Origin of the sequence: Streptomyces sp. NPDC005808 (assembly GCF_042871385.1) — a bacterium.
Taxonomy (GTDB): domain Bacteria; phylum Actinomycetota; class Actinomycetes; order Streptomycetales; family Streptomycetaceae; genus Streptomyces.
Genome location: NZ_JBIAIK010000002.1, coordinates 601,517 through 621,957, shown reverse-complemented (window position 1 = coordinate 621,957; position 20,441 = coordinate 601,517). Strand labels below are relative to the sequence as shown.

Below are 20,441 nucleotides of genomic sequence, written 5' to 3'. Positions count from 1 at the left end.
GGTCCGTGAGACTGGGCACGATCTGGTGTCCGGCGCTTTCGGTGCGTGACGTACGTCGGCCCGCGCGTTCCCTTCCAGGCTCCCGGATGGGGACATGCGGGGAGCCGCGAAGTGCCGGGACTGCCGGTTCCGTACGGCAGACTTGAGGTTTGAAGACCGATGCGAAGGATGGGTATGCCGATCACACCTGCCACCGCGACGCACAGTTCGTCGAACGGCACCGTTGAAGCGATCTTGCTGGAACTGGTCGACGAGGACGGCAACACGATCGGTACGGCGGAGAAGCTCGCCGCCCACCAGGCGCCGGGGCAGCTGCACCGGGCCTTCTCGGTGTTCCTCTTCGACGAGCGCGGGCGGATGCTGCTACAGCAGCGCGCCCTCGGCAAGTACCACTCCCCCGGTGTCTGGTCCAACACCTGCTGCGGCCACCCTTACCCCGGAGAGGCGCCCTTCGCGGCGGCTGCCCGGCGTACGTACGAGGAGCTGGGCGTCTCCCCGTCGCTGCTCGCCGAGGCCGGCACGGTCCGGTACAACCACCCGGACCCGGCCTCCGGCCTGGTGGAGCAGGAGTACAACCACCTCTTCGTCGGGATGGTGCAGTCGCCGCTGCGACCCGACCCGGGAGAGGTCGAGGCGACAGCATTCGTGAGCGCCGCCGAGCTGGCGGAGCGCCACGCCAAGGAGACCTTCTCCTCGTGGTTCATGACGGTCCTGGACGCGGCGCGTCCGGCGGTCAGGGAGCTGACAGGACCGTCCGCCGACTGGTGAGCGGAGCGACGGGACGGTGCCGCGACAGGCGAGACATTGCCTGCCGCGGCGTTAGGGCCTGTCTGACAATTCCCGTCTGCCTGCCGACGCCAGGCCGCCCTCCGGGCGACGACGGGAATTGTCAGACAGGCCCTAGATCACGCTCGGGATGAGCGGCAGGGCGGCCCAGATCACCTTGCCGCCGCTCGACGTGTGTTCGACGTCGCACACCCCGCCCGACTCCCGGGTGATCTCCCGTACGAGCAGCAGGCCCCGGCCGCCGGTCTGCCCGTGGTCGGCCTCCAGGGCGGTCGGGCGGTAGGGGTGGTTGTCCTCCACCGACACCCGCACCCACTCGGCGCCGACGGCGACCTCCACCGCCAGCACCGGCGAGAGGAGCGCCGCGTGCCGGACCGCGTTGGTGACCAGTTCGGAAACGATCAGCAGGAGCCCGTGGGCGAGATCGTCCGACACGGGCACGCCTTGGCGGACCAGCAGATCCCGCACGGCATGCCGTGCCTGCGGAACCGAGGCATCGACAGCCGGGGCGGTGAATCGCCACACTCCCTCGTACGGAAGCGGGCCGGGAGGTCTCCCGTCGGGAGGCATCTCTGCGCCGCCCCCAGAGCTCGGGTCGGCCCCCCGCCCGAGGTCGTCCATCGTCCGGTCGCCACCCTTGCGCTCGATTGTCACCACGCAATGAGTGTTGATAGAGGGCAGGTCCGCACCGCATAACTGAACAGAAGTCAGCGATTATCGACGGCTTCTGATCGTCGGCGTATGACACGGTCAGTTGAGGGACTGTTCCTGTCCCTGTTGTGCCAACTTCGGGGTCTGTTCGGGTTGTACGGGTTTGGCGCCGGGCTCGTCCGATTCGTTCCGGACGATGGGGTGACCCGCTGTGGATAGCATCCGGTTCATGGAGCCGCAGCTGCAGCACAGCGTCACCGACGGGGTCGCCACCGTCGTCATCCACCACCCGGCCAAACGCAATGCCATGACGGCCGGCATGTGGCGGGCATTGCCGTCCTTGCTCGACGAGTTGACCGATGACGCCGATGTTCACGCGCTGGTGCTCACGGGTGCGGGCGACACGTTCTGTGCAGGGGCCGACATCTCTGCGCTGCGGAGCTCGCCGGACGAGGCACAGGGCCTGGCGGTGCTCGCCGAGGAAGCGCTCGCGGCCTTCCCGAAGCCGACGCTCGCGGCGGTCCGCGGCTACTGCGTGGGCGGCGGCTCCCAGCTCGCGGCGGCCTGCGATCTGCGGTTCGCGGCGGAAGGGTCACGGTTCGGGGTGACTCCGGCGAAGCTCGGGATCGTCTATCCGTCGTCCTCCACCCGGCGGTTGGTCTCGCTGGTGGGTCCGGCGACTGCCAAGTACCTGCTGTTCTCGGGCGAGTTGATCGACGCGGAGCGGGCGCTGCGCACGGGTTTCGTGGACGAGGTACTGCCCGAGGGCGAACTCGACAAGCGCGTCGGCGAGTTCACGCGCCTGCTGGCCACGCGGTCACTGCTGACGCAGGCGGCGGCCAAGGAGTTCGCCGACGGGCACCTGGACCGGGACGCGTACTGGACGGAGCGGGCGCGGGGCAGCGGCGACACCGCGGAGGGGGTCGCCGCGTTCCTCGATCACCGGGCGCCGCACTTCTCGTGGACCGTGCCTACGTCAGGGTGAAGCGGCTCCTGGAGCGGAGCTTCTCGACGAGGTCCGCGGGCGCCTTGTGCGGGGAACCGGCGTCGAAGGGCGGCTGCGGGTCGTACTCCGTCGCGAGCTGTACGGCCCTGGCGTGGTCGTCACCCGCGATCCGGCCGACCAGGGTGAGAGCCATGTCGATTCCGGCGGAGACGCCTGCGGCGGTGACGTACTTGCCGTCGAGGACGACGCGCTCGCCGGTGGGTTCGGCGTCGAAGCGCGCGAGCTGGTCGAGGGCCAGCCAGTGCGAACTCGCGCGGCGGCCGCTGAGCAGTCCGGCGGCGGCGAGCAGCAGTGAGCCGGTGCACACGGACGTCGTCCAGGTGCTGGTCTCGTCGGCGGCGCGCAGCCAGTCCAGAAGCGGCTCGTTGTCCATCTGCTCGTGCTGGCCCGGGCCGCCGGGAACGACCACGATGTCGGGGCGGGGCACTTCGGCGAGGGTCCTGTCCGCGGTGATGGCGAGGACTCCGGTGTCGGCGCGGACGGGGCCGGTCCGCTCGGCGACGAAGACGGTCTCCGCATCGGGCAGGCGGCTGAGGATCTCGTACGGGCCGACGGCGTCGAGGGCGGTGAAGCGGTCGAAGAGCACGATGGCGATCTGCATGGAGTTTCCCTTCAGGGGGCGGTCGCCGGGCGGAAGCGGCGGCGATACTCGGCCGGTGCCGCGCCGAGGGTTCTGACGAAGGCGCGGCGCATCGCCTCCGGGGTGCCGTAGCCGCAGGTGCGGGAGATCTCCTCGATGCCGTCGGCGGTGTCCTCCAGGAGCCGCCGGGCGTGTTCGAGGCGGACCCGGTCGACATACCGGCCCGGCGTCACGCCGGTCTCGCTCTGGAAGGCACGGGCGAAGTGGCGGGGCGACAGCCGGGCGCGGGCGGCGAGGGAATCGACACTCAGGTCCGCGCCGGGATGCTCGGAGATCCACTGCTGGACCTCCCGCAGGGGTTCGCGCTGGGCGCTCTGGGCGGCCAGCTGGGCGCTGAACTGGGCCTGGTTGCCCGGGCGCCGGAGGAAGACGACCAGATGGCGTGCGACGGTGAGCGCGGTCTCGCGCCCGAGGTCCTCCTCGACCAGCGCGAGGACCAGATCGATACCGGAGGTGACTCCCGCCGAGGTGAAGACATGGCCGTCGCGTACGTAGATGGGGTCCGGGTCGACCTCGATCGCCGGATGGTCACGGGCGAGATCGTCGCAGTACGCCCAGTGGGTCGTCGCGCGGCGGCCGTCCAGGAGGCCCGCTCGCGCGAGCAGTAGGGCGCCGGTGCAGACGGAGACCAGACGCTCGGCGCGCGGGCCGTGCTCGCGCAGCCAGTCGGTCAGACGGGGGTCGGGGTGTCGGCTGCCCGCGCCACCGGGCACGAGCAGTGTGTGTGGGGCGGGCGCGTCGGCGAGTGCGTGGTCCGGGACAAGGGTGAGGCCGCTGGAGGTGCGCACCGGGGTGCCGTCCAGGGAGGCGGTGCGGATGCGGTACGAGCCGGCCCGGCGCGTCTCGGCTCCCGCGAAGACCTCTACGGGGCCGGAGACGTCGAGGCTCTGCACATCGTCGAAGAGGACGACCAGGACGGTTCGCATGTCCTCGATTGTTCGCATGTCCTCGATTGTTCGGGTGCCGGATGATGTCCGCAACGACGAATGCCCCACCTTTCCTGCCATACGTTCGTGCCGTACGAGATACCGCCATTCCCGCCGTACCAACCAGTCGGTAATGTGCCGGGTATGACGACTCCCCTGCCGGAACGCGCCGGGCGGCGCTGCCACAACGTCCTCAACTCGATCGCGGCGACGCTGTACTTCTCGCCCGACCTGGGCCGGGAACTGGCCGCGGTCGGGATCGAGGACAGCGACGGCGCGTACTTCGCGACGCGGGCGGCGGCCATGGGCGCGGTGGGCCCGGGCACGGTGACGGCGACGTTCTACAACTTCAGCCACGAGCTGGTGGCGAAGCACGTGCCGGCGGTGTGGCAGGCGGCCTCTCCGGAGACCGTGCTCGCGGCCCGCGAGCGTGCCATCGACGCGACGCTGCGCCGGCTGCTCGGCGACGAGGTCGTCGCGTCCAAGGAGATGGCCGAGGCGGCGGAGCTCGGGCTGCGGGCGGCCGAGGCCTGCACCAGGAGCGCGCGCCCGCTGTACGCCGCCCACGCGGACCTGCCGGTCCCCGACGCGCCGCACCTCGCCCTCTACCACGCGGCCACACTGCTGCGTGAGCACCGCGGCGACGGTCACCTCGCGGCGCTGCTCGACGCCGAACTCGACCCGGTCGAGGCCCTGGTGAGCCACACCGCGACCGGCAGGGGCATGACCCCGAAGTGGTCTCTCGGCACGCGCGGCTGGTCCCGTTCGGACTGGGAGGCGGCGGTCCTGCGACTGCGGGAGCGCGGGCTGCTCGACGCCGAGGGTGAGTTGACCGGGGCCGGAGAGTCCTTCCGCAAGGAGATCGAGGCGCGGACGGACCGGCTGGACCGTGCGCCGTACGAGCATCTGGGCGCCGAGGGCGTGGAACGGCTCACGGAGTTGGCGAAGAAGCCGCTGCTGACGGCATTCGCCGCCGGTGCGTTCCCGGAGGGCATGATCGGCAAGGGATGAGGTACCCGTACGTCTTCCGGCCGTACGGGTCCGGAGACGAAAGGGGAGACATATGTTCCGCGCGATCGCAGACGTCCTGCGGCAGATCGGCTCGGCCATCGCCACGGTCGTCACGCTGCCGTTCCGTGCACTGGCACGGCTGTTCGGGGGCGCTTCACACTCCGGGCGGACCCGCAGGACCTGAGCAATCCCTTTCCGGGTGTTCGTTTCGGGCGCGGTCCGGGTTCCGGTGCCGCCCTGATCCGCCGTTGTCGGTGTCACCTGCCACAATTGCCGCGCAACCCAGTGGAGAAGGCGGTACGGGATCGTGACGACACCCCTCGTAGGGTCCATCGAAGGCAGGATCGCCGAGGAGCTCGGCGTACGGGAGCGGCAGGTCAAGGCCGCCGTCGACTTGCTCGACGGCGGTTCGACGGTGCCCTTCATCGCCCGCTACCGCAAGGAAGCGACCGAGATGCTCGACGATGCGCAGTTGCGCACCCTCGAGGAGCGGCTGCGCTATCTGCGGGAGCTGGAGGAGCGGCGCACCGCGATCCTCGAATCGGTCCGTGAGCAGGGCAAGCTCACCGCGGAGATCGAGGCGCAGATCCGGGGCGCCGAGACGAAGGCGCGTCTGGAGGACATCTACCTGCCGTTCAAGCCGAAGCGCCGCACGAAGGCGCAGATCGCGCGCGAGGCGGGCCTGGAACCGCTGGCCGAGGCGCTGCTCACCGACGCGTCGGTCGATCCGCTCGCCGCCGCGGCGGCCTTCGTCGACGCCGACAAGGGTGTCGCCGATCCGCAGGCCGCCCTTGACGGCGCCCGGTCGATCCTCACCGAGCGTTTCTCCGAGGACGCCGACCTGGTCGGCGAGTTGCGCGAGCGTATGTGGGTGCGCGGGCGGCTCGTCGCCAAGGTGCGGGAAGGCAAGGAGGAGGCCGGCGCGAAGTTCGCCGACTACTTCGACTTCGCCGAGCCCTTCAAGGCGCTGCCTTCACACCGCGTCCTCGCCATGCTGCGCGGCGAGAAGGAGGACGTCCTCGACCTCGTCCTGGAGCCCGAGGAGCCGTCCCAGCAGCCCGGTCCTTCCTCGTACGAGGGGATCGTCGCCCACCGTTTCGGGATCGCCGACCGCGGTCGTCCCGCCGACAAGTGGCTCACGGACACGGTCCGCTGGGCCTGGCGGACCCGCCTTCTCGTGCACCTCGGCATCGACCTGCGGCTGCGGCTGCGGACGGCCGCCGAGGACGAGGCGGTCAACGTGTTCGCGTCGAACCTGCGGGACCTGCTGCTCGCCGCCCCGGCGGGCACGCGCGCGACGCTGGGTCTCGACCCCGGGTTCCGAACCGGCGTGAAGGTCGCCGTGGTCGACGCGACCGGCAAGGTCGTGGCGACGGATGTCATCTACCCGCACGTCCCGGCCAACAAGTGGGACGAGGCCATCGCCAAGATCGCGCGGCTCGCCAAGGAGCACGCGGTCGAGCTGATCGCGATCGGCAACGGCACGGCGTCCCGCGAGACGGACAAGCTCGCCGGCGAACTCATCGCCAAACACCCGGAGTTGAACCTCACCAAGGTGATGGTCTCGGAGGCCGGGGCGTCGGTGTACTCGGCGTCCGCGTTCGCCTCGCAGGAGCTGCCCGACATGGACGTGTCACTGCGCGGCGCCGTGTCCATCGCGCGCCGGCTCCAGGACCCGCTCGCCGAGCTGGTGAAGATCGACCCGAAGTCCATCGGGGTCGGGCAGTACCAGCACGACCTGTCCGAGGTGAAGCTCTCCCGGTCGCTGGACGCGGTGGTCGAGGACTGTGTGAACGGCGTGGGTGTGGATGTGAACACCGCCTCGGCGCCACTGCTCTCCCGCGTCTCCGGCATCACCTCCGGGCTCGCGGAGAACATCGTGTCCCACCGCGACGCGAACGGTCCTTTCCGGTCCCGTACCACCCTCAAGAACGTGGCCCGGCTCGGCCCGAAGGCGTACGAGCAGTGCGCGGGCTTCCTGCGGATCCGGGGCGGGGACGATCCGCTGGACGCGTCCAGCGTGCACCCCGAGGCCTACCCCGTGGTGCGGCGGATGGTGAAGACGGCGGGGAACGAAGTCGCTTCACTGATCGGCAACACCGGTGTGCTGCGATCGCTCAAGCCTGTCGACTTCGTGGACGAGAAGTTCGGTCTGCCGACCGTGACCGACATCCTGAAGGAGCTGGAGAAGCCGGGGCGCGATCCCCGGCCCGCGTTCAAGACGGCGACCTTCAAGGACGGTGTCGAGAAGCTCTCCGACCTGGTGTCCGGGATGGTGCTCGAAGGGGTCGTCACGAATGTCGCCGCCTTCGGGGCGTTCGTGGATGTGGGTGTCCACCAGGATGGTCTTGTGCATGTGTCCGCGATGTCCAAGACCTTCGTCAAGGACCCCCGGGATGTGGTGAAGTCCGGTGACATCGTCAAGGTGAAGGTGCTCGAGGTCGACATTCCGCGGAAGCGGATCTCTCTGACGCTGCGGTTGGACGACGAGGCGGTGTCTCCGGAGGAGCAGCAGGGTGGGGGGCGGCCCCAGCGGGGCGGGCGACCGCCTCAGCAGCGGCAGCAGCAGACGCGTCAGGGGCGCACCGGTCAGGGTGCGGGATCGCGGCAGGCGGCGGCGCCTGCCAACAGTGCGATGGCGGACGCGTTGCGGCGGGCGGGGTTGACGGATCCCAAGCGGGGGCGGGGCTGAGGGTTCTGTGGGGCAGGGGCTGAGGTAGGGCGTTTTTTGCCCCCTCCGCCCCTACCCGTCCCTTGTTCCTGGGGCTCCGCCCCAGACCCCGCTCCTCAAACGCCGGAGGGGCTGAACTTCTTTAGCCCGTCCGGCGTTTGAGGACGAGCGCGTTCAGCGCGACAGCGGGGGCCTGGGGGCGGCAGCCCCCAGAACGGGACGGGAAGGGGCGGAGGGGGCGAACCCAGCCCTACCCACCGCTACCGCTCCGTCACCTTGCCCCCCGCCACCTCCAGCCGCCTCGTCGTATGGACGGCGTCCAGCATCCGGCGATCGTGCGTGACCAGAAGCAGCGTGCCTTCATAGGAGTCGAGGGCCGACTCCAACTGTTCGATCGCCAGTAGGTCGAGGTGGTTGGTGGGTTCGTCGAGGACGAGGAGGTTGACCCCTCGGCCCTGGAGGAGGGCCAGGGCGGAGCGGGTGCGTTCGCCCGGGGACAGGGTGGCCGCGGGGCGCAGCACGTGGTGGGACTTGAGGCCGAACTTGGCGAGGAGGGTGCGGACTTCCGCGGGCTCGGTGTCGGGTACGGCCGCGCAGAACGCGTCGAGGAGGGACTCGCCGCCGAGGAAGAGCTTGCGGGCCTGGTCGACCTCGCCGACGACGACCCCGGGGCCGAGGGCGGCCTGGCCGGCGTCCAGCGGGACGCGGCCGAGCAGGGCACCCAGGAGCGTCGACTTGCCCGCGCCGTTCGCGCCGGTGACCGCGACGCGGTCCGCCCAGTCGATCTGCAGCGTCGCCGGGCCGAAGGTGAAGTCGCCGCGACGTACCGACGCGTCACGCAGCGTGGCGACGACCGCGCCGGACCGCGGGGCCGACGCGATCTCCATGCGCAGTTCCCACTCCTTGCGCGGCTCGTCGACGACGTCGAGGCGTTCGATCATGCGCTGGGTCTGCCGGGCCTTCGAGGCCTGCTTCTCGCTGGCCTCGCTGCGGAACTTGCGGCCGATCTTGTCGTTGTCGTTGCCCGCCTTGCGCCGGGCGTTCTTCACGCCCTTGTCCATCCAGCCGCGCTGCATCTGGGCGCGCCCCTCCAGCGCCGATCGCTTGTCGGCGTACTCGTCGAAGTTCTCGCGGGCGTGCCTGCGCGCGGTGTCGCGCTCCTCCAGATACGCCTCGTAGCCACCGCCGTACAGCTTGATCTGCTGTTGCACCAGGTCGAGTTCGAGCACCTTGGTGACCGTGCGGGTCAGGAACTCGCGGTCGTGGCTGACGACGACCGTGCCCGCGCGCAGGCCGCTCACGAATCGCTCGAGCCTCTCCAGGCCGTCCAGATCCAGGTCGTTCGTCGGCTCGTCGAGGAGGAAGACGTCGTAGCGGGACAGCAGGAGGGAGGCGAGTCCGGCGCGGGCCGCCTGGCCGCCGGACAGGGAGGTCATCAGCTGGTCGAGGCCGACGCCGAGCCCGAGGGAGTCGGTGACCTCCTCGGCGCGCTCGTCGAGGTCGGCGCCGCCGAGGTCGAGCCAGCGCTCCAGGCTGGTGGAGTACGCGTCGTCCGCGCCGGGCGCGCCGTCGACGAGCGCCTGGGTGGCGTCGTCCATCACGCGCTGGGCCTCGGCCACGCCCGTGCGGCGCGCGAGGAAGTCCCGTACCGACTCGCCCTCGCGGCGCTCCGGTTCCTGCGGCAGATGTCCGACGGTCGCCGAGGGTGGGGAGAGCCGCAGCTCGCCCTGTTCCGGCGCGAGGAGTCCGGCGAGGAGTCGGAGCAGGGTGGACTTGCCCGCGCCGTTGGCACCGACCAGCCCGATCACGTCGCCGGGCGCGACGACGAGGTCGAGCCCGGCGAAGAGGGAGTGGTCGCCGTGTCCGGCGGCGAGATTCTTGGCGACGAGGGTGGCAGTCATCAGATGGCCGATCCTAACGGCCCGGCCGCCGCCCCATCGCCCCGGTTTTCAGCGTGCCCTGTTCCCCTGTCGTCGGGTTTCGCCACGGTCATCAGGGGGTCGCTCTCAGTGGACCATCGCCTCCACCAGCACACTCCCCGACGTACGCGCGACGATGAAGGACTCCCCCCGCACGGCTCCGGCGTCCAGCGCGAGCCGGTGTCGGCCCGCTTCCAGGACCCCGTCGAAGACCTCCTGCGCGTGGGTGCGGTACAGGCGGTCGAGGCGGTACGCAGTCAGTTGGACACGGCAGGTGGAGGTGACCTCGATGCCCGCCTCGCCGTCGGCGGCGACCAGGCGCGTGAGCCGGCGCAGCTCGCGCGGGCTGCGGTCCAGGGCGTGTTCTATCTGGGCGACGAGGAGCGGAATGATGGGGGCGAGGCCTTCGACGTACGCCACCTCGACGCTCGCACGTCGGAAGGAGAGACGTACGGCGGCACGTTCCTCCTCGCTGACGGCCCGGCCGAAGGCCACCGCGCCGTAGTTGCGGAGTTCGTCGGGCAGGACGTCCGTGGCGTCCCGGGTGATGTCGGCGCCGATGCCGATCGTGCGCAGGGCGGCGGCGAGTTTGGCGAGGACGGCGACGCGGGCGCCGATGAGGAGGACCCGGCGGCGGGGTCCGGTGTCGCCGTTCAACAGGGAGTGGAGAGCGCTGCGGTACTCGGCGCCGTGGAAGCGGAACGGTCCTATGCCGCGGTAGCCGTTGAGCTCGAGGTCGGGACGCTCGTCGGTCTGCCAGGCGAAGTCGCGCCACACGTAGTCGTCGCCGGCCCTCTCGATGACGGCGGTGACGGCGCCGCATTCGAGGCCCTCGCACTCGGGACAGCCGTAGATGACGTACCGGCCGCCCACGAGCGGAGCGTCGGCCTCCAGCAGGAGGCTGCGCACCTGTGCGGTGAAGATCGCGGGTGGTACGTCGGAGGCGAGTGGGGAGACGGCGTCGAGGTCGGAGAGCTGGAAAAGCAGCGGGCGGCCGTCGACGATGAAGTCGACGAAATCCCGGTGCACTTGGTAGTCACCGTTGGCGAGGACTCCACCGGCACGCATCGCCGGTGCCAGGCCGAAGGTCGCGTACTCGGCAGACATGTTGTGAGTATCCCCAGAGTGGGAGTGATCTGAGCACGGCATGACATATTCCGCTACCGTCCCCGCGTGAAGACCGAGCGGGGCGACGATGTGATCGTGGTCGGCAGTGGCGTCATCGGGCTGACGACGGCCGTTGTTCTGGGCGAGAGCGGCAGGCGCGTGCGGGTGTGCTCGCGGGAGCCCGCCGAGGGGACCACCTCGGCGGTTGCGGGCGCGCTGTGGTGGCCTTACCGCATCGAACCGGAGGCGCTCGCCCGCGACTGGGCTCTCCAATCACTCTCCGTGTACGAGGAGTTGGCGGCGCGGCCCGAGGAGACGGGCGTACGCACGGTCGAGGGCGTAATGGGCGAGTCCCGACTGGACGAGGCCTCGTGGGTGACCGCCCGGATACCGGGACTGCGTGCGGCGACAGCCGAGGAATATGCGGGGACGGGTTTGTGGGCGCGGCTGCCGCTGCTGGACATGCCGGTGCATCTGCGGTGGCTGCGTGAGCGTTTCCTGCGGGCCGGAGGGGTGTTCGAGGTCCGCCCCCTGAACGACCTCGCGGAGGCGGCGGCACCGGTCGTCGTCAACTGCACGGGGCTCGGCGCCCGCGAACTCGTACCGGATCCGGCCGTGCGCCCCGTGCGCGGGCAGCTCGTGATCGTGGAGAACCCTGGGCTCACCACCTGGCTCGTGTCGAGCGACGCGGACGCCGGGACGACCACGTACCTCTTCCCGCAGCCCGACCGGCTGGTCCTGGGTGGCACGACCGACGAGGACGACTGGTCGCTGACGCCCGAACCGGCCGCGGCCGCCGAGATCGTCGGGCGGTGTGCGGCGCTGCGTCCCGAGATCGCCGGGGCGCGGGTGCTCGGCCACCAGGTGGGGCTGAGGCCGGTGCGTGGCACGGTCCGGCTGGAGCGTGAACCGCTCCCGGACGGGCGGGTGTTGGTGCACAACTACGGTCATGGCGGTGGGGGTGTCACGGTGGCGTGGGGGTGCGCGCGGGAAGCTGCGGCGCTCGCCACCCGCTGACGATCCTCCGTGGTCGGCCCGGGATCGACGCTCCGGCCCACGGACCATCACCGCAGTCGGGCCCGACCAACCCGCCAACCCCCGGACGGTCATCCGCAGTCTCGCCTGCCCAGCGCACCGACCCATAGCGGATCGGCTCGCCAACCCCCGGACGGTCACCCGTGGTCGTGCCCGAGCGGGTCCCCCTCCGTGTCCGTACCGGGCCCGGGGCCGATGGTGATCTCGAAGTCGCCGTCGTACTGCTTGTGTCCCTCGATCACGGCGAGTTCGACCGCCTCGGAGGCCATCTCCCCCCGCACGATGAGCGGGTCCTTGCGCAGGTCGTGCAGGAGCGCGACACACATGCCGATCATCACGACGACGAAGGGCGCGGCGGCGAGGATCGTGAGGTTCTGCAGGCCGGTGAGCGCATCGCCCTCGGTGCCGACGAGCAGCATGATGGCGGCGACCGCGCCGGTCAGGACGCCCCAGAACACCACGACGAACCGGCCCGGTTCGAGCGCGCCCTTCTGGGAGAGCGTGCCCATCACGATGGACGCCGCGTCCGCTCCCGAGACGAAGAAGATGCCGACCAGGATCATCACGAGCAGGCTGGTGGCGGTGGCGATGGGGAACTCGGCCAGGACACCGAAGAGTTGACCCTCGGGCGTCGACTCGCCCCCGAGGTGCCCGGTCTCCTTCAGCTTCATCGCCGTGCCTCCGAAGACCGCGAACCAGACCAGGCTGACGCTGCTGGGTACGAGGATCACGCCGCCGACGAACTGCCGGATGGTGCGGCCGCGACTGATGCGGGCGATGAACATGCCGACGAACGGCGTCCAGGAGATCCACCACGCCCAGTAGAAGACGGTCCAGCTGCCCAGCCAGGCCGCGACGCCCTCGCCGCCGCTGGCCTCGGTGCGGCCGGCGAGCTGGGGCAGGTCACCGAGGTAGGCGAAGATCGAGGTGGGCAGCAGATCCAGGACGATGATGGTCGGTCCCGCGATGAACACGAAGACGGCGAGGACCAGCGCAAGGACCATGTTGATGTTGGACAGCCACTGGATGCCCTTCTCGACGCCGGAGACGGCCGAGGCCACGAACGCCACCGTCAGCACGGCGATGATCGCGACGAGCAGGCCGTTGCTCACCTTGTCCATCCAGTCCAACTCCGTGAACCCGGAGCCGATCTGGAGCGCGCCCAGGCCCAGCGAGGCCGCGGAGCCGAAGACGGTGGCGACGATCGCGAGGATGTCGATCACCCGTCCCCAGGCGCCGTTCGCGTGCCGCTCGCCGATGAGCGGGGTGAAGACGGCGCTGATCGTCTGGCGCCGGCGCTTGCGGAAGGTGCTGTAGGCGATACCGAGGCCGACCACCGCGTAGATCGCCCAGGGGTGCAGCGTCCAGTGGAAGAGGGTCGTGGCCATCGCTGTCTCCATGCGTTCACCGGAGTCGGCGGGGGTGGTGCCCGGCGGGGGCGTGACGTAGTGAGCCAGCGGCTCGCTCACGCCGTAGAACATCAGGCCGATTCCCATGCCGGCGCTGAACATCATCGCGACCCAGGACACCGTGCGGAACTCGGGCTTCTCACCCTCGGCTCCGAGGTGGATCCTGCCGTAGCGGCTGATCGCCAGCCAGAGCGCGAAGACCACGAAGCAGGAGGCGGCCAGCATGAAGGCCCAACCACCGTTGTGGATCAGGCCGTTGAGCATCGTGGTGGAGGCGCTCTCCAGGGAGTCGGTCGCGACCGAGCCCCAGATCACGAAGGCCACGGTGAGCACGGCGGTGACGCCGAACACCACGCGATCGGTTCGCCCGCCATGAGCCGTATCTTCTTTTTGCCCTGTCATGGGCAGCACCTTTCACGATAGGGCGTATAGGAGTTATTGCCCCCATACGCCCTATCACAGGTGTGGTCCTGCTCAGCGTCTCAGCAGTCGGTGTCGGGCTCCCCGACCGTGAGGTGGTACGGCGCGCGCTCGTCGAGGAGCAGCGGGACGAGAGCGCGCAAGGACTGACGCAGTGGTACGAGTACGCCGTCGCCCTCGCGTTGTACGCGGACGCCGTGCAGGCTCAGCTCGTCGCCCAGGTCCGTGTACTGGTCCGCCGTGAGCCGGTAGCCGCAGGGCGGGTCCTGGATCACCTCGGCCGGTTCGGCCGGGTCGTTGTCGGCGCCGCCGAGGTAGACCGGGCCGGTGTCCAGGTAGCCCGTGAGCCGGGCCGCCGAGGTTGCTGCCTCGACCTGTGCGCGACGCTCACCGGTGAAGGTGAACAAGCCCCCGAGCGCGGCGAGTTGGGAGTCGACACGGCGGCGGTTGTTGAGGGCCGGGTCGGCCTGTTCGGCGTCCGTGAGGGGGTCGACCCGGCTCTCGATGAGGAGTCCCGCGGAGTGTTTGACGCCCGACATGTTCCGCAGGATGCGTTCCTGCCCGTCCCCCGCCACCTGCTGGATCGGATCGCCGGTCACGGGGTCCGTCCAGATGCCGTACGTGCCCGTCGAGTACCCCTCGTCCTGGGCCGCGGGCCGTACGTAGTCCAGGGACAGCGTCTGCGCCTCGTCGTGCACGGCGGTGGCGGTGTTGAGGTTGCGCGGCCAGAGGTCGAAGAGGTCCTTGTCGTAGTACGGGGGCGTGGCGCCGTACTCGTGCAGGTCGTAGACGATGTCGGGATTGCGGTCACGCAGGACCGCGGCCGTCGCGCGGGCCTCGGCGGTCCGCAGGGCGAGGTGGTCGCGGTTGATGTCGACGCCGTCGCTGTTGCCGCGGGTGTCGGCGGCGCGGCCGTCCGGGTTGGCGGTGGGCACGACGAGCAGGGTGGTGGACTTCAGGAAGCGCAGGGTGCGCTGGTCCTTCGTGTACGCCAGGTCGCGGATCGTGGTGAGGCAGGCCTCGCGTCCGGACGGCTCGTCGCCGTGCTGGCTGCACACGAGGAGCACGGTGGTCGCGGCGCGGGGTGCGCCGACGCGGACGAGCTGGAGCGGGCGGCCCTGCTTGGTCGTGCCGATCCCGGCCACGGAGACGCGCTCGCTCGTCTTGTCGAGGGCCGTGAGGAAGCCCTGTTCCTCGGGCTGGCTGGTCCAGCGGGCGCCGTTGGTCTGCTCGAAGCCGGTGCGCGGCGGGGTTTGTGCCGCATACGCGGGTGCGGTCAGCAGGGGCGCGGCCAGGGCCGTGGCGGTGACCGCCACGGCCAGGGCGCGGATGGGTAAGGCGGTCAACTGCTCTCTCCCGGGACTCGGGGGGCGAGGCGCGGGTCGCGTACGCCGTCCAGGACGGCGGCGCTCGGAGCCGCGGCGGATCCTGTCGTCGCCTTGGCGAATGCCTTGGCGCCGCCGACCAGCGGGACCTTGGCCGAGGTGCGGGCCAGGTCGAGCGTCAGGGTCGGGGTGGTGGACGGCGGGTCGATGAGGTCCTTGTCGGTGCCCGCGACGATGAGGGCGAGCCGGTGGCCCTTGGGGACGACGTGGTCGGTGGCGGCGAGATCGAGGGTGATCGTGTACGCCTTGCCGGGAGTGAGCGGGACGCCCTTCGCCACCGAGGCGTAGTTGCCGAGGTCGGCCCAGCCGCGGCTGAAGACCGTGTAGTCGACGTCCGCGTTCTTCGACTGCGTCTCCTTGAAGCAGGAGCTGTCGCCGGTCGTGCTCGGACCCCAGCAGGTGCGGTCGGTGAGCGTGCTGATGCCCTCGCCCGAGGCGGCGTAGTCGCGGATTGTGTCCGGGCCGAGGTCGACAAGTACCGCCGTGAGATGGGCCGTTGGGGTCGACGGAGTGGCGGTGACCGTCACCTTGGACGAGCCGGACAGCCGCAGGTCCTGGGTCAGCGGCTGGGTGACGAAGCCGGCCTTCTCGGGGGTCGACCGGTCGATGTACGCGGCCCAGTCGGTCTCGCTGAGCTGCGGGTTGTCGGTGAAGGACTCGGTGCCGGAGCCCTTGGCCAGGCCGAGGGTGCCGACGCCCGCCGCGGAGCCCGTGGCCGGGCGGAGGGTCGTCGTGTCGGTGGCGCGGGGCGGCCAGACGCTGGAGGTCACCCACTGGTCGGGGTGGCGCTCGACGTCGGCCATCGGCTCGTCGTCGATGCCGTTGTCGTAGCCGAGGAGTTCGTGGTCGAACCAGCGGTGCAGGGTGTCGACCCACTCGGCGCGGCGGAAGTCGAAGGGGTCGACATGGCCGGTCTCCGAGATCCAGATCTTGCGGTCGACGCCGTTCTCGGCGAGCGCGTCCCACCACGGGCCGACGTGCTGGGTACGGACGTTGAGGTCCTGGGCGCCGTGGATCAGGAAGACGCTCGCCTTGACCTTGCTCGCGTCCTTCACGTAGTCGCGCTCGGTCCAGAACGAGGTCCAGTCGCCGGTGCGCGGTGCTCCGTCGACGATCTTCTGCTGGACCGCGGCGCACTTGGCGCGGGCGTCGGGGCTGTCGACGTAGTCGGAGAGCCAGTCCGGGCCGGAGTCGTAGAGCGGGGCGCCCTCGCTGAAGTAGTAGTCGTACCAGGAGGAGATCGCGCTGATCGGCACGATGGTCTCAAGGCCCTTGACGCCGGTGGCGGCGACGCCGTTGGCGATGGTGCCGTCCCAGCTCTTGCCGATCATGCCGGTCTTGCCGTTGGTCCAGGTGGCCTTGGCGGCGGCGGTCCCGGTGCGCGTGGTGTACGCCTTGGCCCGGCCGTTCAGCCAGTCGACGACCGCCTTCGCGGACTGGATGTCGGAGCGGCCTCCCACGTCCACACAGCCGTCGGAGCGGTTGGTGCCGGCCAGGTCGACGCCGACGAAGGCGTAACCGCGAGGCACGAAGTAGTTGTCGTAGAACAGCGGCATCTGGACGACGTTGCCGTTCGCGTCGTACGTCTTCTTCTGGCTCTCGTTGCCGCGACCGCAGCAGGAGTAGTACGGGCTGGCGTCCATGATCACAGGTATCTTGCGGCCCGAGGCGGCGAGTTCGCGGGGGCGGACGATGTCGACGGCGACGCGGTCGGTCTTCCCGTCGCTGTCGCCGTCGAGACCGGTGTCCACCCACACGGATTCGCGGATCGCGTTGTCGTACGAGTAGATCGGGGTGCTCTCCCGTGGGGCGCTGTGTGCAGCGACAGGGGTGAGCAGAGTCGCCATCAGGGCGGCCGTGGCCGCCGTCGCGAGCGATCTCCACGTTGTGAGGCGCATACGGCGCGCACGTATCGGCATGCGCGGAAGGTACCCCGGGTCAACTCCCGTACAAAAGAGGGTCAGTGAAAGGACTCCGGGACGGGATTGCCCATGACGGCCGAATGGCGATCGTGTGACAGGGGTGGCCGTGGACATGACCGAGGCCACAGCGACTGAATAGGCTCCGAACAGACTTCACAGCCCTACGACTTGGAGCTTGACGTGCACCGCAGACTCATCGCCCCGGGCGCTCTCGCGGCCTCCTTCCTGCTGGCGATCCCGGCATCGGCGGCCAGTTACTCCCCCGGAGCGCCGGGCATCGGCGACCCCTACTACCCGGCTTACGGCAACGGCGGCTACGACGTCTCGCACTACGATCTGCGCCTCCAGTACCAGCCGGCGACCGATGAACTGGAGGGCACGGCAACCCTCCTGGCGACCACCACGCAGGATCTCTCACGCTTCAATCTGGACTTTCTGCTCGATGTGAGCGAGGTACGGGTCAACGGCGTGCAGGCGTCGTTCGCCACGTCCGACGAGCACGAGCTGGAGATCACCCCGAAGACCCCGTTGGTCAAGGGCAAGACCGTCACCATCGTGGTGCGCTACAGCGGTGTGCCGTCGTCGAAGACCGCGTACGGGTTCACCAGCTGGCACCGCACTCCGGACGGCGGCGTCGGGGCGAACGAGCCCGAGGCGGCCTGGTGGTGGTTCCCCAGCAACGATCACCCGCTGGACAAGGCGACGTACGACGTGTCGGTCAACGTGCCCGACGGCACCCAGGCGATCTCCAACGGAACGCTCCAGTCGACCAGTTCGAAACTGGGCTGGACGCGCTACAACTGGCGGTCCAACAAGCCGCAGGCCACGTATCTCGCCACGCTCGCGGTGGGCAGGTTCGACATCACGACCGGGACGACCGAGAGCGGCATCCCGATCATCAACGCGTACAGCAAGGACCTGGGCGACAACGCCGGGGCGGCGCGGGCAAGCATCGAGCGCACCGGTGAGGTCGCCGACTTCCTCACCGGGTACTTCGGCCCCTACCCCTTCAACGCGCTCGGCGGGTACGTCCCGAACACCACCACCGGGTACGCGCTGGAGACGCAGACGCGGCCGTTCTACAGCCCGCGCCAGTTCGCGAACGGCTCGAACGTGTCCGTCGTCGTCCACGAGCTGGCCCACCAGTGGTACGGGGACGAGGTGTCCGTCGCCGGCTGGAAGGACATCTGGATCAACGAGGGCTTCGCCCGGTACGCGCAGTGGCTGTGGTCGGAGCACGAGGGTGAGGGAACGACGCAGGAACTCGCGGACTACGTGTACGCGCTGCACCCGGCGGACGACACCTTCTGGACGGTCGCGCCCGGCGATCCGGGACCGGAGAACCAGTTCGACATCGCGGTCTACGACCGAGGGGCGCTGGCCATTCAGGCGCTGCGCAACGAGGTCGGCGACGACGCGTTCTTCGCCATCCTGAAGGGGTGGCCGAGCAAGCACGCGTACGGGAACGCGTCGGTCGGCGACTTCCAGAAGTACGCGGAGGAGGTGTCGGGCCAGTCGCTCGGCCCGCTCTTCGACACCTGGCTGTTCCAGCCGTCGAAGCCGGGGGCGCCCGCGGCGCAGGACGCGTCGATCGCTCGGGCCGCGGGGACGGCCGGGACTCCTTCCGAGGTTCCCGCTCAGCCGAAGTCGTGGAAGAAGATCGCCGCGACTGATTCGGTTCACGATCACTGAGGTGTGCCGTACGGCGGGCGGGCGCCTTCGCGTTCCAACTCCTTGACGCGGGTCAGGAGTTCGTCGCGGCTGATGGCGTCCGCCCGCGTCGACGGCACCGTGCAGGCGTGGGCGCCGGCGACCGCGCCGTACAGGGCGCAACGCCGTGGCAGCTCACCGGCCAGCCATCCGACGAGGAACCCGGACGCGAAGGCGTCGCCGGCGCCGTTCGAGTCCACGACCGGGGCCGCTGGTGTGACCGCCGGGATGTGGGTCACCTCGTCGTCCGCCAGCAGGTACGCCCCGTCGGCTCCGGCGGTGGCGACGACCACCTCGGTGCGTGCGCAGACCCAGCGCGTGCAGACCAAGGGCGACGAAGTCCCCGCTCTGGCCGGCCCGCGTCTCGATACCGGGCCGGATCATGTAGCTGTCAGCGAACGGAAGCGGCAGTTCGGGCACGTACACGATCGTGTCCACACCCGCGCCTCCGCGCACGAGGACGTCGATCTGGCTGGTCATGGGGGTCCTCTCCGGCGGCCAACTCCCGAATTCAGTCTCCGTGGTCGTACACCGTCACGGCTATCCCCGGCTTCAGCAGCCGCTCCGCGATGAGCGGTTCCACACGGGACCACTTGCCACCGGCGAGACCGCAGCCGATCCGGGGCATGTGGACGGAGCCGCCGAGCTCGGCGGCCTTACCGGCCAGCAGTCCGAGGGCGTCGTCAATGGCCTCGTAGCGGACGGGGACTCCCTTGCTGCCCGTGCGTATGCCCCTCTGGCCGACCAGATTCGCCACCCACACATACCGCGCCACCTGCACGAACTGGGCCGCCCCCAGGCCGAAGTCGTTGTGCGCGCGGTCTCGGTGCCAGGCTCGATATGCAGCTTCCGGCTCCGGCCAGCGGCGGGAGACGGCGAGTACGAAGCCCTTTCCCCATCCCCCGATGTCGTTGCAGACGTGGGCGATCACCTTGACGCCCTTCCCCAACGGAGCGGTGGCGTCCCCTCGGACGTACGCGATCTCGGACATGACGCCACCGTAGGCGCCGGCACTGACAGTGGCCGCAGGCGCAGTGGGCATCCGGCATCCCATCGGGCGGCGCTTTCGCAACACTGGTGAGACAGCAATACTGTTGCGCCAGATCGCTGCACGACCCGGAGAGGCAGGGCCCGCCATGACGACCGACACCGAGGAGCCGGCGCTCACGGTCGATGAGTTGGCCGCGCGGGCGGGTGTCACGGTCCGTACGGTTCGCTTCTACAGCACGAAGGGTCTGCTGCCGCCGCCGGTGATCGGTCCCCGGCGGGTGGGCCACTACAGCCAGGAGCATCTTGCCCGGCTCGCCCTCATCGAGGAGTTGCAGCACCAGGGCATGACATTGGCGGCCATCGAGCGGCATCTTCAGCAGTTGCCGCCCGATCTGAGCGCTCACGACCTCGCCATCCACCGTGCGGTGGTGGCCTCCTGGGCGCCCGACGCGGCGGAATACGTGGCGCGCGAGGAGTTGGAGCGGCGGGCGGAGCGCTCGCTGGGCGAGGACGAGCTGGACCGGCTCGTCGCGATGGGCGTCATCACGCGGACCGCGGATTCCTTCCGCGTGGACCCGGGGCTGCTGCGGCTCGGCGTACAGCTTCTCGACGTACCCATCGCGCACGAGACGATCCTCGCGGCGCGGACCGTCCTGCTGGAGCACTCGCGCGCGGCGGCCCACGAACTGTCCGCGCTGCTGCGTGACGCGGTGGGCGAGCGCGAGTCCGTGGCGGCCGTCAAGTCACTGTCGGCACATATGCAGCCGCTGGTGGTGCAGGCGCTGCTGACGACGTTCCAGCGCTCGCTGAAGGAGGAACTCCGGGAGTGGCTCAAGGAGTCCTGAGCCACCGG

The 20,441-nt window shown here is 70.0% G+C and carries 17 protein-coding genes and 1 pseudogene; 8 read left to right on the top strand and 10 right to left on the bottom strand.

Annotated elements, in window-relative coordinates; translation table 11 throughout:
* Nucleotides 1-174 precede the first annotated feature (174 nt).
* Entirely contained in the window at nucleotides 175-768 is a 594-nt protein-coding gene (gene idi, locus ACFYPC_RS06340) for an isopentenyl-diphosphate Delta-isomerase (protein ID WP_388671601.1), read from the top strand.
* Nucleotides 769-900: 132 nt separating this feature from the next.
* Here idi and ACFYPC_RS06335 read toward each other — a convergent pair whose 3' ends face one another.
* Nucleotides 901-1,407 carry an ATP-binding protein gene (locus tag ACFYPC_RS06335; protein WP_388672038.1) on the bottom strand — a complete coding sequence of 169 codons (507 nt, stop codon included), beginning with the start codon at nucleotides 1,405-1,407 and terminating at the stop codon, nucleotides 901-903.
* A gap of 259 nt (nucleotides 1,408-1,666) precedes the next feature.
* Between ACFYPC_RS06335 and ACFYPC_RS06330 the strand changes: the two genes are divergently transcribed.
* Nucleotides 1,667-2,422 carry an enoyl-CoA hydratase/isomerase family protein gene (locus ACFYPC_RS06330; RefSeq protein WP_388671598.1) on the top strand — a complete coding sequence of 252 codons (756 nt, stop codon included), beginning with the start codon at nucleotides 1,667-1,669 and terminating at the stop codon, nucleotides 2,420-2,422.
* Here ACFYPC_RS06330 and ACFYPC_RS06325 read toward each other — a convergent pair.
* Both ACFYPC_RS06325 and ACFYPC_RS06320 read right to left on the bottom strand, forming a co-directional pair.
* The gene (locus ACFYPC_RS06325; RefSeq protein ID WP_388671590.1) at nucleotides 2,409-3,044 is read right to left on the bottom strand and encodes a DJ-1/PfpI family protein; all 636 of its coding nucleotides are present in this window, start codon (nucleotides 3,042-3,044) and stop codon (nucleotides 2,409-2,411) included. The genes ACFYPC_RS06330 and ACFYPC_RS06325 overlap by 14 nt on opposite strands.
* An 11-nt stretch (nucleotides 3,045-3,055) precedes the next feature.
* Complete coding sequence (locus tag ACFYPC_RS06320; protein WP_388672035.1) at nucleotides 3,056-4,009, bottom strand: GlxA family transcriptional regulator; 954 nt, start codon at nucleotides 4,007-4,009, stop codon at nucleotides 3,056-3,058.
* Nucleotides 4,010-4,153: 144 nt separating this feature from the next.
* Between ACFYPC_RS06320 and ACFYPC_RS06315 the strand changes: the two genes are divergently transcribed.
* The 3 genes from ACFYPC_RS06315 (at nucleotide 4,154) to ACFYPC_RS06305 (ending at nucleotide 7,712) form a co-directional block, all read left to right on the top strand.
* Nucleotides 4,154-5,020, top strand: coding sequence for a hypothetical protein (locus ACFYPC_RS06315; RefSeq protein ID WP_388671587.1), 867 nt, complete (start codon nucleotides 4,154-4,156; stop codon nucleotides 5,018-5,020).
* A gap of 52 nt (nucleotides 5,021-5,072) precedes the next feature.
* Complete coding sequence (locus ACFYPC_RS06310; RefSeq protein WP_383688820.1) at nucleotides 5,073-5,204, top strand: LPFR motif small protein; 132 nt, start codon at nucleotides 5,073-5,075, stop codon at nucleotides 5,202-5,204.
* Nucleotides 5,205-5,327: 123 nt separating this feature from the next.
* Nucleotides 5,328-7,712: a Tex family protein gene (locus ACFYPC_RS06305; RefSeq protein ID WP_388671584.1), complete on the top strand. Its 2,385-nt coding sequence runs from the start codon at nucleotides 5,328-5,330 to the stop codon at nucleotides 7,710-7,712.
* 239 nt (nucleotides 7,713-7,951) lie between these two features.
* Here ACFYPC_RS06305 and ACFYPC_RS06300 read toward each other — a convergent pair whose 3' ends face one another.
* Together ACFYPC_RS06300 and ACFYPC_RS06295 are read right to left on the bottom strand one after the other, a co-directional pair.
* Entirely contained in the window at nucleotides 7,952-9,592 is a 1,641-nt protein-coding gene (locus ACFYPC_RS06300; protein ID WP_388671581.1) for an ABC-F family ATP-binding cassette domain-containing protein, read from the bottom strand.
* A gap of 105 nt (nucleotides 9,593-9,697) precedes the next feature.
* Nucleotides 9,698-10,717 (bottom strand): oxidoreductase, encoded by a 1,020-nt coding sequence (locus tag ACFYPC_RS06295; protein WP_388671577.1) that lies wholly within the window; start codon nucleotides 10,715-10,717, stop codon nucleotides 9,698-9,700.
* 66 nt (nucleotides 10,718-10,783) lie between these two features.
* Between ACFYPC_RS06295 and ACFYPC_RS06290 the strand changes: the two genes are divergently transcribed.
* Entirely contained in the window at nucleotides 10,784-11,734 is a 951-nt protein-coding gene (locus ACFYPC_RS06290; RefSeq protein WP_388671574.1) for an FAD-dependent oxidoreductase, read from the top strand.
* Nucleotides 11,735-11,889: 155 nt separating this feature from the next.
* Here ACFYPC_RS06290 and ACFYPC_RS06285 read toward each other — a convergent pair whose 3' ends face one another.
* The 3 genes from ACFYPC_RS06285 to ACFYPC_RS06275 all read right to left on the bottom strand — a co-directional run bounded on the left by ACFYPC_RS06285 (nucleotide 11,890) and on the right by ACFYPC_RS06275 (nucleotide 16,885).
* Complete coding sequence (locus ACFYPC_RS06285) at nucleotides 11,890-13,563, bottom strand: BCCT family transporter (protein ID WP_388671571.1); 1,674 nt, start codon at nucleotides 13,561-13,563, stop codon at nucleotides 11,890-11,892.
* Between the two features lie 80 nt (nucleotides 13,564-13,643).
* Nucleotides 13,644-14,927, bottom strand: a complete 1,284-nt coding sequence (locus ACFYPC_RS06280; RefSeq protein ID WP_388671568.1) for a M14 family metallocarboxypeptidase — start codon at nucleotides 14,925-14,927, stop codon at nucleotides 13,644-13,646.
* A complete protein-coding gene (locus tag ACFYPC_RS06275) occupies nucleotides 14,924-16,885 on the bottom strand; it encodes a Xaa-Pro dipeptidyl-peptidase (RefSeq protein WP_388671565.1) in 1,962 nt (653 codons plus the stop codon). The genes ACFYPC_RS06280 and ACFYPC_RS06275 overlap by 4 nt, the downstream gene beginning before the upstream one ends.
* A 183-nt stretch (nucleotides 16,886-17,068) precedes the next feature.
* Between ACFYPC_RS06275 and ACFYPC_RS06270 the strand changes: the two genes are divergently transcribed.
* Nucleotides 17,069-18,580 (top strand): M1 family metallopeptidase, encoded by a 1,512-nt coding sequence (locus ACFYPC_RS06270; protein WP_388671562.1) that lies wholly within the window; start codon nucleotides 17,069-17,071, stop codon nucleotides 18,578-18,580.
* Here ACFYPC_RS06270 and ACFYPC_RS06265 read toward each other — a convergent pair.
* A pseudogene (locus tag ACFYPC_RS06265) lies at nucleotides 18,574-19,078 on the bottom strand (PfkB family carbohydrate kinase). The gene ACFYPC_RS06270 and the pseudogene ACFYPC_RS06265 overlap by 7 nt on opposite strands.
* A 31-nt stretch (nucleotides 19,079-19,109) precedes the next feature.
* Nucleotides 19,110-19,589: a macro domain-containing protein gene (locus ACFYPC_RS06260; RefSeq protein ID WP_388671559.1), complete on the bottom strand. Its 480-nt coding sequence runs from the start codon at nucleotides 19,587-19,589 to the stop codon at nucleotides 19,110-19,112.
* A gap of 145 nt (nucleotides 19,590-19,734) precedes the next feature.
* Between ACFYPC_RS06260 and ACFYPC_RS06255 the strand changes: the two genes are divergently transcribed.
* Nucleotides 19,735-20,433, top strand: a complete 699-nt coding sequence (locus ACFYPC_RS06255; protein WP_388671556.1) for a MerR family transcriptional regulator — start codon at nucleotides 19,735-19,737, stop codon at nucleotides 20,431-20,433.
* Nucleotides 20,434-20,441 lie beyond the last annotated feature (8 nt).